The 13613-nt window shown below is 74.2% G+C and carries 13 protein-coding genes; 9 read left to right on the top strand and 4 right to left on the bottom strand.

Annotated elements, in window-relative coordinates; translation table 11 throughout:
• Positions 1-52 precede the first annotated feature (52 nt).
• Both ligD (CO540_RS17190) and ligD (CO540_RS17185) read left to right on the top strand, forming a co-directional pair.
• Positions 53-991 carry a non-homologous end-joining DNA ligase gene (gene ligD / locus CO540_RS17190; protein ID WP_099162840.1) on the top strand — a complete coding sequence of 313 codons (939 nt, stop codon included), beginning with the start codon at positions 53-55 and terminating at the stop codon, positions 989-991.
• Positions 981-1895 (top strand): non-homologous end-joining DNA ligase, encoded by a 915-nt coding sequence (gene ligD, locus CO540_RS17185; RefSeq protein WP_099162839.1) that lies wholly within the window; start codon positions 981-983, stop codon positions 1893-1895. The genes ligD (CO540_RS17190) and ligD (CO540_RS17185) overlap by 11 nt, the downstream gene beginning before the upstream one ends.
• Here the strand turns inward: ligD (CO540_RS17185) and CO540_RS17180 are convergent.
• Together CO540_RS17180 and CO540_RS17175 are read right to left on the bottom strand one after the other, a co-directional pair.
• Positions 1822-2895, bottom strand: coding sequence for a hypothetical protein (locus tag CO540_RS17180; protein ID WP_099162838.1), 1074 nt, complete (start codon positions 2893-2895; stop codon positions 1822-1824). The genes ligD (CO540_RS17185) and CO540_RS17180 overlap by 74 nt on opposite strands.
• Before the next feature lie 104 nt (positions 2896-2999).
• Positions 3000-3371, bottom strand: a complete 372-nt coding sequence (locus tag CO540_RS17175) for a DUF4267 domain-containing protein (RefSeq protein ID WP_099162837.1) — start codon at positions 3369-3371, stop codon at positions 3000-3002.
• 87 nt (positions 3372-3458) lie between these two features.
• Here CO540_RS17175 and CO540_RS17170 point away from each other — a divergent pair, with 87 nt between their 5' ends.
• The 5 genes from CO540_RS17170 (at position 3459) to CO540_RS17150 (ending at position 7999) form a co-directional block, all read left to right on the top strand.
• Positions 3459-4037: a TetR/AcrR family transcriptional regulator gene (locus CO540_RS17170; protein WP_099162836.1), complete on the top strand. Its 579-nt coding sequence runs from the start codon at positions 3459-3461 to the stop codon at positions 4035-4037.
• A gap of 27 nt (positions 4038-4064) precedes the next feature.
• Complete coding sequence (locus CO540_RS17165) at positions 4065-4751, top strand: TIGR03089 family protein (protein ID WP_099162835.1); 687 nt, start codon at positions 4065-4067, stop codon at positions 4749-4751.
• A 91-nt stretch (positions 4752-4842) separates the two neighbouring features.
• Positions 4843-5742, top strand: a complete 900-nt coding sequence (locus CO540_RS17160) for an alpha/beta fold hydrolase (RefSeq protein ID WP_099162834.1) — start codon at positions 4843-4845, stop codon at positions 5740-5742.
• Between the two features lie 255 nt (positions 5743-5997).
• Positions 5998-6867, top strand: a complete 870-nt coding sequence (locus CO540_RS17155; protein ID WP_099162833.1) for a GNAT family N-acetyltransferase — start codon at positions 5998-6000, stop codon at positions 6865-6867.
• 178 nt (positions 6868-7045) lie between these two features.
• Complete coding sequence (locus CO540_RS17150; protein ID WP_099162832.1) at positions 7046-7999, top strand: zinc metalloprotease; 954 nt, start codon at positions 7046-7048, stop codon at positions 7997-7999.
• A 52-nt stretch (positions 8000-8051) separates the two neighbouring features.
• Here CO540_RS17150 and CO540_RS17145 read toward each other — a convergent pair whose 3' ends face one another.
• Positions 8052-9731, bottom strand: a complete 1680-nt coding sequence (locus CO540_RS17145; RefSeq protein WP_099162831.1) for a DNA repair helicase XPB — start codon at positions 9729-9731, stop codon at positions 8052-8054.
• A gap of 173 nt (positions 9732-9904) precedes the next feature.
• On the opposite strand from CO540_RS17145, the gene CO540_RS17140 reads away from it, so the two are divergent.
• Together CO540_RS17140 and CO540_RS17135 are read left to right on the top strand one after the other, a co-directional pair.
• Positions 9905-10780, top strand: coding sequence for a L,D-transpeptidase family protein (locus CO540_RS17140; protein WP_099162830.1), 876 nt, complete (start codon positions 9905-9907; stop codon positions 10778-10780).
• Between the two features lie 120 nt (positions 10781-10900).
• Positions 10901-11137 (top strand): hypothetical protein, encoded by a 237-nt coding sequence (locus CO540_RS17135; protein ID WP_099162829.1) that lies wholly within the window; start codon positions 10901-10903, stop codon positions 11135-11137.
• 4 nt (positions 11138-11141) lie between these two features.
• Here the strand turns inward: CO540_RS17135 and CO540_RS17130 are convergent, their stop codons facing one another.
• Entirely contained in the window at positions 11142-13607 is a 2466-nt protein-coding gene (locus CO540_RS17130; RefSeq protein ID WP_099162828.1) for a helicase-associated domain-containing protein, read from the bottom strand.
• Between the last annotated feature and the right edge of the window lie 6 nt (positions 13608-13613).

Genomic DNA, 13613 nt, shown 5'->3' with positions numbered 1-13613 from the left:
GCAAACGATCGAACGGGACGCACGCGCTTCCGCGCGCAACTACAGTCAGGAGGTGCCCGGCGCGCCGTTGAAGCCGATGCTCGCGATGACCGGGCAGCTCCCGGCCGGTGCCGCGTGGGCGTACGAGTTCAAGTGGGACGGGGTCCGCGCGCTCGCCGACATCTCCCACGGCGACCGGCACTTCTACGCCCGGTCCGGCGTCGAGATCACCACCGCGTACCCGGAACTGCTCAACCTGGCCGAGCAGGTCGACGACGCCCTGCTCGACGGCGAGGTGGTGCTCTTCACCGACGGGCAGCCCTCGTTCACCGCGCTGGCCGAACGGATGCACGTGCGCAACCCGGCCAAGGCGGCGCGGCTGGCGGCGACCGTGCCGGTCACGTACATGATCTTCGACCTGTTGCGGCTCGACGGCGTGGACCTGACCGCCCGGCCCTGGCGGGAGCGGCGGGCGGCGCTGGAGTCGCTCGGGCTCGGCGCGGCCCGGTGGGCGGTGCCGCCGGTCTTCGGCGACGGCCCGGCCACCTACGCGGCGGCCGGCGAGCACGGGCTGGAGGGGGTGATGGCCAAGCGGGTCGAGTCGGCCTACCGGCCCGGGGTGCGCTCGCCGGACTGGGTGAAGGTCAAGCTGGAGGTCACCGGCGACTTCGTGGTCGGCGGCTGGCGACCGGGCGCGCGCCGGGTCGGTGGTCTGCTGGTCGGGGTGCCCGGGCCGGACGGGCGGCTGATCTACCGGGGGCGGGTCGGCGGGGGGATCGGCGCGGCGATCGAGCGGGAGCTGCTGCGCGAGTTGGAGCCGCTGCGTGCCGACGCGTCGCCGTTCGCCGCCGGCGTGCCGCGCGAGGATGCCCGCGGCGCGATCTGGGTATCACCCCGGGTCGTGGTGGAGGTGAAGTACGGCCAGCGCACCCCGGACGGCCGGCTGCGCTTCCCGCGGATCCTGCGCCTGCGCCCGGACAAGCCGCCCGAGGAGGTCGACGATGCCGGCTGACCGCTTCAAGGTCGAGGTCGAGGGGCGCTCGCTGGAGCTGTCCAACCTGGACAAGGTGCTCTTCCCGCAGGCTGGTTTCACCAAGGGCGAGGTGATCGACTACTACACCCGGATCGCCCCGGTGCTGCTGCCGCACCTGCGCGACCGCGCGCTCACCCGGATCCGCTTCCCCAACGGCGTGGACGGCGGCTCGTTCTTCGAGAAGAACGCGCCCGCCGCGACCCCCGGTTGGGTACGCACCGAGAACCTGCCCGCCCCCGGGTCGAGCAAGGGGCGGGAAACCATCGACTACGTGGTCTGCGACGACCTGCCCACGCTGGTCTGGCTGGCCAACCTGGCCGCGCTGGAGCTGCACACGCCGCAGTGGAAGATCGGCGCCCACCCGGACATGATGGTGGTCGACCTGGACCCGGGCGCCCCGGCCGCGCTCAAGCAGTGCTGTCAGGTGGCGCTGCTGATGCGCGACCGGCTCGCGGCCGACGGTGTCGAGGCGTACCCGAAGACGTCGGGGAAGAAGGGCATGCAGCTCTGCTGCCCGATCGCCGGCAGCCAGGACGCCGACGTCGTCTCCGACTACGCCCGGCGCATCGCGCAGGAGCTGGAGAAGGCGCACCCGAAGCTGGTGGTGTCGAAGATGGCGAAGAACCTGCGGCCGGGCAAGGTCTTCATCGACTGGAGCCAGAACAACGCGGCGAAGACCACCGTCGCGCCGTACTCGCTGCGCGCCCAACCGGTGCCCGCCGTCTCCACGCCGCTGACCTGGGACGAGGTCGAGGCCGGCGCGGCCGGCAAGCGCCCGTCGACGAAGCCGTACACGGCCACCGAGGTGCTCAGGCGGGTGGAGAAGCAGGGTGACCTGCTGGCGCCGCTGCTCGACGGCGGTCCCGAGCTGCCCGCCCGCTGAGGCGCCACCACGCGCCGCCGACCAGGAGCAGCACGATCACGCTGATCGCGACGTCACCCACCAGGGCCGCCGCCGGGCCCGCCGGGGAGTAGGTCGGCACCTCGTACGCGAACGCGGCCACGACGAGCACGCTCGCCGAGCCGGCGGCGAGCACCTGCCGCTGTCCCCAGCCGGGCCGCCGGGACCAGCGCGTCAGCAGGACGGCGGTGACCGCGGCGAGCGCGGCCGCGAGCCCGACGCCCGGCCAGCCCGGCACGATGCCGGCCCCCACGTACGCGACCAGCACGACCAGCGCGGGCCACACCGGGTGCGGCGCGGCCGGCGGGCCGGCGTCGGCGTGCGGCCGCCCGGCGTCGGCGTGCGGTCGCCCGGCGTACCGGCGGTGGAGCAGGGCGGCGGTGACCAGGGCCAGCGCCAGGCCGGTGGCGAACGCCAGCTGGACCGGCGCGGCCAGGAAGCCCTTGCGGCCGCCGTCGTCGGCGAAGACCAGCAGGCTGCCGCCGAGCCAGAGCAGCGCGGCCACGACCAGCCCCGGGCGACCCAGCCAGGCCCGCGACCGGCGGCCCGTCCCGAGGTACGACTCGACGAGTGCGATCGACGCGCAGATGGTCAGCGCCACGTGGTTGCCCACGTAGTCGACCGCCTGTCGGGCGCTGAACCCGAGGCCGGGCACGAGCGTCGCCTCGGCGACGGATCGGGTGTCGGCGAACTGGGTGTCGTCGAGGAACCCGGGATTGAACAGCGACTGGTCGACCAGGCCGGCCTGGACCACGCCGAAGGCGGCGGCGAGCAGGACGATCCCGGGCCAGCCCAGCCCGAGCCGCCGGGCCGTCTCGCGGATCAGCAGCGCGGCTCCGCCGTACATCGGGGCGAGCACGAGCACCACGAACGGCATGCCGGTGAGGGTGAATCCGCCCCAGGAGCATTCGGCGGTCCAGGGCGCGAGCAGCAGCAGCGCGACCGCCGGCGCGAGTCGCCGGCGCAGGGGTTCGGTCGTCATGCCCGCACCGTCCCGCAGCCACCCGGCCCGCCGATACGGCCATCGGCCGACCGGGCCCGCGACCAAAGTCGACGGCCGTGGACCCGGCCGGCAGCAGGCCCGGCCTAGAGCGCGAAGAGCAGGGCGGCGTCGACGAGGATGACCACCGCGGTGGCGAAGTGGATGCCGAAGGCGACGGCCCGGGTGCCGCCGTTCCGCAGCACCACGATGGTGTCGCCCAACGGGTTGAGCGCGACGACCAGCATGTACCAGGCGACGGCGTCGGCGCTGGTGAACGCGATCAGCGCGAGGCCGAGCAGGCCGTAGCTGAGGTCGCGCAGGCCCTTGACGGTGAGGTAGGCGGTGCCGCCGCCCGGGGTGGCCGGGACGCCGTAGCCGGCGGCGGAGGCGCGCGGTGCCAGGAGGAACCGGGCGCCGATGAAGACGCAGAAGAGGCTGAGGACGATGGCGAGCCCGTAGGCGACGGGGGTGAGCATGGTCGACTCCGAATCTAGCGACGCTAGGAATGATGGCGAAGCTAGCAGAGCATCGACAGGTTGGCTAGCGGTGCTAGAGTCGGGGTCATGTCGATTCAGGCCCGCCGGGAGCGGGAGCGGGCGGAGCGCGAACGGGCGATCATCGCCGCCGCCCGGGACCTGGCCGAGTCGGAGGGCTGGGACGCGGTCACCACCCGCCGTCTCGCCGCCGAGATCGAGTACAGCCAGCCCGTGCTCTACAGCCACTTCACGGGCAAGGACGCGATCATGGCGGCGGTCGCCGTGGAGGGCTGCGGCGACCTGGCCGCCGAGCTGGCCGCCGCCCGGGCCGCCGCGACCGACGCGCGGGAGGCGGTGGCCGGCATCGCCACCGCGTACGCCGCCTTCGCCGAACGCCGGCCCGCGCTCTACGACGCGATCTTCACCCTCCCCGTCGCTCTCTCCTTCGCCAGCCAGGACACCCCGGTCGAGCTGGCCCGCGCCTTCGCCGAACTGGCCGAGACGCTGCGGCCGTTCGCCGGTGACGACGACCTGGAGACATTCACCGAGACGTTCTGGAGCGGGCTGCACGGCCAGGTCACGCTGATGCGCGGCGGCCGGCTGCGGCGGGCGGAACACGAGCGGCGGCTGGCCCTCCTGGTCGACCGGTTCGCCCGGCTAGGGTGAGCGGACCGCCAGGGAGGAGCACGCCCGATGGCCACCCACGCACCAGCCGCCGTCGCGACCGACGAGCCGCTGCTCAGCTACGTCGACGACGCCACCGGCGAACGCACCGACCTGACCGCGCCGCAGCTGGGTGAGTGGGCGGCCCGCAGCGCCGCGCTGCTCCGCGACGGCTGCCGGCTGCGCCCCGGCGACCGGGTGGCGGTGCTGTTGCCGCCGCACTGGCGTACCGCGGCGGTCCTGATCGGCGCCTGGTCGATCGGGCTGGCGGTCTCCTTCCGGCCCCGCGCGCTGGCCGGGTTACCGGTGCTGGAACCGGGGGCGGACCGGCCCTACGACGCGGTGTTCGTGACCCCGGAGCGGCTCGACGACTGGCTGGAGGACGTGCCCGAGGGCACGCACCGCTACCTGGTGGGCACCGGGCCGGGCCCGCTCGACGAGGTGCCGTTGGGCTGGCTGGACTGGTCGGCCGAGGTGCTCCGGCACCCCGCCGACGCGCCGGACCACACCGCCGTCGACCCGGCCGGCCCGGCGACGGCGGACGGCACCAGCTTCGGCGCGTGGCGGCGACTCGCCGCCGAGATCGCCGAGCAGCTGCACCTGCGCCCGGGGGACCGGTTCCTGGTCGACCCCACCGAGCACGAGCACCCCCTCACGTGGCTCCTGGCCCCCCTCTCCGCTCGCGCCACGATCGTCATCCACTCCCCGTCGCGCTGATCCCGCACGTGCCGCCCCTCCGCCGGGGGATCGACGGCCCCTGCCGGCTGCCCGACCGCATGATCGACGGCGCGACGGGGAAGCGGGCCGGATGACGGAGGCGTGGGGAGAGGTTCAGCGGATCGAGGCCGGGGAGCTGAGCGTCGGGTACGTCGACGCGGGACCGACGGACGGGGACGTGGTCGTGCTGCTGCACGGGTGGCCCTACGACATCCACAGCTTCGCCGAGGTCGTGCCCCGCCTCACCGACGCCGGGCGGCGCGTGATCGTGCCCTACCTGCGCGGATTCGGACCGACCCGGATCCGGGACGCCGGCGCGCCGCGCAACGGCCAGCCGGCGGCCCTGGCGCAGGACACCCTGGACCTGATGGACGCGCTCGGGGTGCAACGGGCGACGCTCGCCGGGTTCGACTGGGGCGCACGTACCGCCGACGTGATCGCCGCCCTCCGACCGGAACGCTGCGCCGGGCTGGTCTCGGTGAGCGGCTACCTGATCGCCGGCCAGGAGGCGGGCCGGGCGCCCCTGCCCCCGCCGGCGGAACTGTCCTGGTGGTACCAGTTCTACTTCGCCACCGACCGGGGACGCGACGGGTACGACCGCAACCGGCGGGACTTCGTCCGGCTCATCTGGCGGACCGCGTCGCCGCGGTGGCACTTCGACGACGCCACGTTCGACCGGAGCGCGGCCGCGCTGGACAACCCCGACCACGTCGACGTGGTGATCCACAACTACCGGTGGCGGCTCGGGCTCGCCGAGGGCGAGGCGCGGTACGACGAGTGGGAACGGCGGCTGGCGGCCAACCCGGACATCACGGTCCCCACCGTCACGCTCGAGGGCGACGCCAACGGCGCCCCGCACCTCGACCCGTCCGTCTACGCGGTCCGCTTCACCGGCCCGTACGAGCACCGCACCGTGACCGGCGGTATCGGCCACAACCTCCCCCAAGAGGCACCCCGGGACTTCGCCCAGGCCATCCTCGACCTCCCCTGACACCCGCCCCCGCCTCGCCCTGCCCCGTCCCGCTCTCGCCCGCCCTCGGGCTCGCTCGGTATTCGCCGATCTTGGACTTGTGGCACCTGCCAAAGGCTGCGAAGCCGACATTCGAGGCGCCACAATTCCAAGATCGACGGTGGGGTGGGGTGAGGGCGGAGGAATGGGGTTGACCTGGGGGAGGGGGTGGGGCCTACTGCCGGAGGGCCGGGCCGTGGGGTCGGGCGTGACGGCGGTGGGTGACAGGGGTGGACTGTGGACGGGACGGACGGGCTGGTCTGGCGGGAGTTCGGCGACGAGGACCTGCCCGCGCTGACCGGCCTGGTGCAGGCGTGCCTCGCCACCGACGGCGGGTTGCCGCTGTTCGCGCGTATCCCGTTGCTGCGGGCGCGGCTGGTGCAGACGCGTACCCACGGCGCCTGGTCCGGTGACGGACCGGTCGCGGCCGTCGGGGTCGGCACCGGGCGGACACCCGCCACCGCCACCGGGCTGGTGCACCCGGCGTGGCGCGGGCGTGGGCTCGGCGGCGCGCTGCTGGACTGGGCGCAGGAGCAGGCGGGCGACGCGGGACTGCTGCACACCACCGAGACGTGGACCGTCGGCGCGGAGGAACTGTTCGACGCGCGCGGCTGGACGCGGACGTTCCTGGAGTGGGTGCTGCGCCACGACCTCGACGCGTTGCCCGACGTCCCCGCGCCGGACGGCGTGACGGTGGAGCAGGCCACGCTCGGGTCGGAGCTGTTCGCCACCTACCGTGCCTCGTTCGCCGACCGGCCCGGCTTCGTCGAGCCCGACGCCGAGGAGTGGTTGGGCGACCTGCGGGACGACGAGGACCACCGGCCGGAACTGACCCTCATCGCACGCGGGCCGGACGGCCACGCGGCCGGTTTCGTCACCGTGCTCGACACCTGGATCGACCAGGTCGGCGTGGTGCCCGCATGGCGGGGCCGGCGGGTCGGGGCATACCTGGTGGCGCGCGTGCTGCGCGGGCTCGCCGGGGCGGGCGCGGACGCCGCGTGGCTCTGCGTCAACGACGACAACCCGGCGGCCGGGCTGTACCGGCGACTCGGCTTCGCCGACGCCGGCCGCCGCGCCCGCCACCTGGCGCCGCTGAGGGCGCGCTGAGTGAGTCGTTTCCGGCATCAGCTCGAAAGGGAGCGGACAGCGGTCCCGCCCCGCACCCCCGCGGGGGGTGTTGCGAACGCCGGTGACGTGGTCTTATGTCGGGACGACGACGTCATCGACCCGCAGCTTTGACAACCCCGCGTCGCTACTCCTTTCATGCCTCTCGAAAGGTGCAACGATGCACAGGAAACCGACGATCCACCTGGCGGTGCTCGCCGCTGCCGCCGCCACATTCCTGACCTCCGGGGGAGCGTCCGCCACGGCCGCACCCGTGGGCCCCTCCGCCGAGGTCGCCGCCTGCGAGCCGGGCGCCGACACGCACAGCGTCGCCCGGGTCCGCGAGGGCGCCACCGCCCAGGAGCCGGAGCTCTACTCGAAGAACGAGGCGAACGCGTACGGCGTGATCAAGGACGCCCCGCGCCTGGCCAACGGCAGCGTCACCATCCCTACCGTGTTCCACATGGTCTCGGACCACCCGTTCAGCGCGGCCGAGACGGCCCGCTGGAACACGCTCATCGCCGCGCAGATGACCGTGCTCAACGACTCGTTCGCCGGGCGCACCGCGGCCGACGCCTCGGACACGCCGTTCCGGTTCTCGCTGGTCGACACCACCTGGACCGTCAACAGCGCCTGGTACACGGTGGTGCCCGGCAAGAACGAGCGCGACATGAAGAAGGCGCTCTACACCGGCGACTCCCGCACGCTCAACGTCTACGCGGCGAACATCGGCGACGGGCTGCTCGGCTGGGCGTACTTCCCGAAGGGCTACAACAACGGCCGCGACTACATCGACGGCGTGGTGATGCTCGACGAGTCGATGCCGGGCGGCACCGCCGGCAAGTACGCGCTCGGCGACACGCTGACCCACGAGGTGGGGCACTGGCTGATGCTGGAGCACACGTTCGCGCACGGCTGCTCCGCCTCCGGCGACTTCGTCGCCGACACGCCGCGTGAGGCGGCGCCGCAGTTCAACTGCCCGGTCGGCGCGGACACCTGCACCGCGCCGGGGCTGGACCCGATCCACAACTTCATGGACTACACGCAGGACTCCTGCATGAACATGTTCACCCCCGGCCAGGCCGACCGGATGAGCGACGCCTGGGTCGCGTTCCGCGCCAGCGGCCAGGGCTGACCGCGGAACCGGGCGGGCCGCACGAGAGCGGCCCGCCCGGCCCGCGCGCCGATCAGTCGACCGTCGGCAGCTTCGGCCCGAGCACGTCGTCGGCGTCCACGATGGTGTACGCGTACCCCTGCTCGGCCAGGAACCGCTGCCGGTGCGCGGCGTACTCGGTGTCGATGGTGTCCCGGGAGACCACGGTGTAGAAGTGCGCCTGCCGGCCGTCGGCCTTCGGCCGCAGCACCCGGCCCAACCGCTGGGCCTCCTCCTGCCGCGAGCCGAACGTGCCGGACACCTGGATCGCCACCGCCGCCTCCGGCAGGTCGATCGAGAAGTTGCCGACCTTGGAGATCACCAGGGTGCGCACCTCGCCCGAGCGGAACGCGTCGAACAGCCGCTCGCGCTCCTTGTTCGTGGTCGAGCCCTGCACGATCGGCGCGTCCAGGTATTCCCCGAGCTGGTGCAACTGGTCGAGGAACCCACCGATGACGAGGACCTGCTCGTCCGGGTGCCGCTCCACCAGCGCCCGGACCACCGGCAGCTTCGTGCGGGCGGTCGCCGCCATCCGATAGCGCTCCTCCGCCTCCGCCGTCGCGTACGCCATCCGCTCCGCGTCGGTCAGCGTCACCCGTACCTCGGTGCACTCCGCCGGGGCGATCCAGCCCTGCTGCTCGATGTCCTTCCACGGCGCGTCGTACCGCTTCGGGCCGATCAGGCTGAACACGTCACCCTCCCGGCCGTCCTCGCGTACCAGCGTCGCGGTGAGGCCGAGCCGGCGACGGGCCTGGAGGTCCGCCGTGAAGCGGAAGATCGGCGCGGGCAGCAGGTGCACCTCGTCGTAGACGACCAGGCCCCAGTCGCGGGCCCCGAACAGGTCCAGGTGGGTGAACGCGCCGCCGCGCCGCGAGGTGAGCACCTGGTACGTGGCGATGGTGACCGGGCGGATCTCCTTGCGCTCGCCCGAGTACTCGCCGATCTCCTCCTCGGTCAACGAGGTGCGGGCGATCAGTTCCCGCTTCCACTGCCGTCCCGCCACCGTGTTCGTCACCAGGATCAGCGTGGTCGCCTTCGCCTCGGCCATCGCCGCCGCGCCGACGAGCGTCTTGCCGGCGCCGCAGGGCAGCACGACCACCCCGGACCCGCCGGCCCAGAACGCCTCGACGGCTTCCCGCTGGTACGACCGCAGCGTCCACGGCCTGCCGCCGTCCTTGCCGGACTCGGCCAGCTCGATCGGGTGCGCCTCGCCGTCCACGTACCCGGCCAGGTCTTCCGCCGGCCAGCCCAGCTTGAGCAGCGCCTGCTTGAGCCGGCCCCGCTCGGACGGGTGCACCGCGATGGTGTCGTCGTCGAGCTTCGCGCCGAGCATGCCGGCGAGCTTCTTGCTCTTCGCCACCTCGATCAGGACCACCCGGTCCAGCGCGCGCAGCACCAGCCCGTGCACCGGATCGTTGGCGAGCTGGAGCCGGCCGTACCGGTCCATCGTCTCCGCCACGTCCACCAACAGCCCGTGCGGCACCGGGTAGCGGGAGTACTTGATCAGGGAGTCGACCACGCCCTCGGCGTCGTGGCCGGCGGCCCGCGCGTTCCACAGGCCCAGTGGGGTGAGCCGGTAGGTGTGCACGTGCTCGGGGGAACGCTCCAACTCGGCGAAGGGCGCGATGGCCATCCGGCAGGCCTGCGCGTCCGGGTGGTCGATCTCCAGCAGCAGCGTCTTGTCCGACTGCACGATCAGTGGTCCACCGCTCACGCCAGGGTCCTCTCGCATCGCCCGGAATCTCTGCCCGCACCACAGCTGACCTGCCGAAGGCGGACCATCCAGTGTTACACGCCGGGGACGGTCCGAAAAAAGTCTTGCTGGACAGGCAACGTCATACTCGTCCCACACGTCTAGCAAGCGGGACAACTGTCCAGGGAGGGCCCATGCAGCGTGTCCGGTTTCTCGCCCGGGTCGCCGGCCTGGCGGTGGTCGTGCTGGTCGGCGTCGGCGCGTGCGCGCTCGATCCGCAGCCGGAAGGCGCCGGGGTCACCACCCCCGCACCGGTCGGGCTGACGGAGGGAGCATCGGGGGCGAGCGCGCCGCCCACGTCCGAACGGCCGGCGACGTCCCCGTCGGCGCAGCCGAGCCGGACGGCCACGCCGAAACCCTCCCGGTCGCCCGGGGCGACCGCCTCCCCGAAGCCCACGCCGAAGCCGAGCCGGTCCAGCGGATGCCCGCAGGGGGAGCACCAGCGGGCCGTGGAGAGCTACCTGAGCCGGCTGGGCGGTTTCGGGACGCTGACCGTGGACGGCGCGCAGTCCGCCGCCGACTGCGCCGCGATCAAGAAGTTCCAGAGCCGGTACGGCATCAGCCCGGCCTCCGGTCGCGCCGGCCCCACCACGTACGACGTGGCGAAGCGGCTGGCGAGCACCGACGTGTCGCGCTGCCGGGCCGGTTCCCGGCTCACCTTCTGCGTCGACCTGACCCGGCAGACCGTGTGGGCGATGCGCGGCGGCACGGTGGTGATGGGCCCGACGGTCACCCGCACCGGCATGTCCGGCTACGCCACGCCGGCCGGCACCTACTCGGTGGGGCGGAAGAACCCGCGCGAGTGGTCCAACCCGTACGAGGTGTGGCTGCCCTACTGGCAGCAGTTCAACGGCGGGATCGGCTTCCACGAGACCACCACCTACCTGCACAACGGGGCGATCGGCTCGCACGGCTGCGTCAACCTGCTGCACCGCGACGCGGTACGCCTCTGGGAGTTGGGCTCGGTCGGCACCCGCGTGGTGGTGGTCGGCCGCCGCCCCGGCACCTGAGCCCCGCCCCGCCCGCACCCGTGACCGGACCGCCCGGATCAGGGTTTTAACCCCTGTCCGCGCGATCCGCTCGGTGTCACGCTGGAAGCCGGGTCCACCACGGGGCGGGGAGGGGCTGACATGACCGTCGATCAGGACGTGCTTCCCGAGGATGAGCGGACGCGGCAGCACGAGGTCTCCACGGCGGTGATGGTCGGCTACGCGGCCGCCGCCGCCGGCGTGTTCGGCTGGTTCCTGTTCGGGCTGCTGGTGCAGCGGCAGGGCTTCGTCGACTCGGTCGGGGAGTCCGCCGGCGCGGCCTTCGCGCTGCTGCTGGCCGTCTCGGTGATCGGCACGTTGCGCCGCAACGGGGAGTGACGCCTCACTCCTCCAACACGGCGGCCGTGATCCGGTGCAGCGCGAAGGTGTGCAGCATCTCGGTGCGGTCGTCCTCGGCGCGCAGGTAACCGGCGCCGATCGAGACCGGCCGCACCAGCCGGGACGCGGTCGCCCCGTGCGCGTCGACGTAGCCCACCCAGACCAGCGCCCGGTCCCGTACCGCCTGCTGGAGCACCGCCAACGCGTCGCCGTGCCCGGGCACCGGCGTCGGACCGCCGGGCGGCGTGCCACCGCGGACCACGGCCGGCGCCCGCCGCGCCGCCCGGGCCGCCGCGTCGCCCCGGCGGATCTGTTCGACCACGCCGAGCAGGCGGGGCATCGGCAGCTTCGGCGTGGCCAGCGGGTCCACCGGGCGTCCGGTGACCGGCGTCCGGGCCGGCGCCCGCCGGGTCTTCGGCCGGGCCAGCACCGTCGCTCCGCTGGCGTCCTCGGGCACCGGCGCGTAGCCGGCGTCGCGCAGCGCGAGCAGCATCCGGTTGACCTGGTACGGGGTGACCAGCACCGTGGGCGCCAGCCGGCGGAACGCCAACGACTCCAGCCGACGGTCCGACTGGACCTCGGTGAGCAGCGCCTCGTCGTCGCTGCGCACGTAGCCACCGGCCGAGCCGACGCGCAGCCCGCCGTGCTTGCGCGCCACGTCGTCCACCAGGTAGGTGAGGCCCTGCGGCACCGGGGTACGCGACCGGCGGCGGAACAGCGCGTGCAGGTCGTCAGCGGTGTAGCCGGCGTCCAGCGCCCGCCGGACGCTGGCCGTGGTGACCCGGTGCACGCTCGCCCCGCCCGCCGACTCGTGCTCGGCCACCACGTCCAGCTCGGCGGCGAGCGCCGGGTCGGGCGGACCGGGCACCACCACGGTCAGGTCGGCCTGCACCAGGACGTGGTCGACCGGGGCGGGCAGCAGCCCGTCCAGCGCACGCACCGCCGTCGACGGATCACCCGACTCCGCGTCGGAGCGCAGCCCGAGCGGGTCGTCACCCCGCTCGTCGGCGTCGTTCAGCTCGGCCAGCAGCAGCCGCCCGTACGAGGTGAGCGCACCGAGCCCGGTCACGCCGAGCCGGGCGGCCTCGGCCAGCACCTCCCGGTGCGCCGCCTCGCGGCCCCGGGCCCGCCGGGGCGCCCGCCAGTCGAGCAGCTCCAGCACCTCGTCGGGGGTCGGCGCGGTGCCCTGCGGCAGGTCGGCGAGCACGGCGAGCACCGCGCGCCGGGCGGCCGGCGCCCCGGCCCGTTCCGCCTCGGCCGAGAGCACCGAGATCGGGCGGTCCCGGTCGTCCCGCTGCCCGACCAGGCCCACCTGGCGGGTCATCGCCAGCCAGGCGCGGGCGAGTTGCTCCCAGCGTTGGGCGAGCGACGCGGCGCGCCACACCTCGTACCCGCCGGTGGGCAGGATCTGCTGGTCACCGCCGTACCGGGTGCCGGCCCCGCCGGTCAGCTCCAGCTCGCCGACGAGCCCCGCCGCGTACGCCACCTCGAACAGCAGCGCGGTGGTCGGCTCGTCCTGGCCGAGACCGCGGGCGAGTCGGCGCAGGTCGCGCACGCCCACCCCGCCGGAGCGCAGCACCGGCGCCGGCTCGACGACCAGCGCCTCCAGCAGCGTCTCGGTGTGCCGGACCACCTCCATGGTCTGCCCGGCGCCGGCCGAGTCGACGGCCTTGACCTCGCGGGGCGGGCCGGAGACCAGCGGCGGGCTGGTGCGCAGCGGGCCGAGCGGGCCGGCGTCGCGGCGCAGCACCAGCCCCACCTCGCGGGGCAGCTCGACGGTGCTGCCCTTGCCGCCGGACATCCGCACCAGCAGCCGGTGCTCGACCAGCCAGCGGATCGGTGAGCCGGTGGGCGCGCCGCCGTTGACCAGGTCGGGCGGGAGCACGTCCTCGCCCCCGGTGGCGGGCGTCTCCAGCGCGCCCGGCGCCACCGTGCCGACCGGTGGGCCGGCGGCGAGCCGGTCCAGGACCGCCCGGGCCGAGGGCGGCGCGGCGAGCAGCGTCCGCCGCAGCTTCGCCGGGTCCGCGCAGAGGGCCGCCGCGCGCGCGTCCAGCTCCGCCGCCGGCCGGCCGAGCCCCGCCGGGTACGGGGACACCTCGTCGACGCCGCCCACCACGCACAGGTCGTGCTCGGGGCCGTAGAGCAGGAACCGGGCCCGGAGCCGGTCCACCGCGGCGCGGACCGCGGTCGGGGCGGGCGGGTGCGGCCCGGCGGTGGCCATGGCCAGGATCTGGTCGGTGGAGGTGGCGCCCTCGGGGCCCCGGGTCAGCCGGGCGGCGTCGAGGATCTGCAGGGTGAACTGGTCCAGCCCGTCGAGCGCCCGGGCCACGGAGACCCGGGACTGGGCGCGCAGGGCGAGGGCGGACACGTCGGCCGGCACCGGCACGACGAGGTCCGGCCGCAGCTGGAGCAGCGCGGCCAGGGAATCGTCGGGAAGGGCCCGCAGGTGGTCGGCGAGTGAGGTGGTCATCGTCGT

The sequence above is a fragment of the Micromonospora sp. WMMA2032 genome (genome assembly GCF_002688545.1).
GTDB lineage: Bacteria > Actinomycetota > Actinomycetes > Mycobacteriales > Micromonosporaceae > Micromonospora > Micromonospora sediminicola.
Note: the sequence above shows the minus strand (reverse complement) of the source record. Positions and strands in the feature narration are given on the sequence as shown.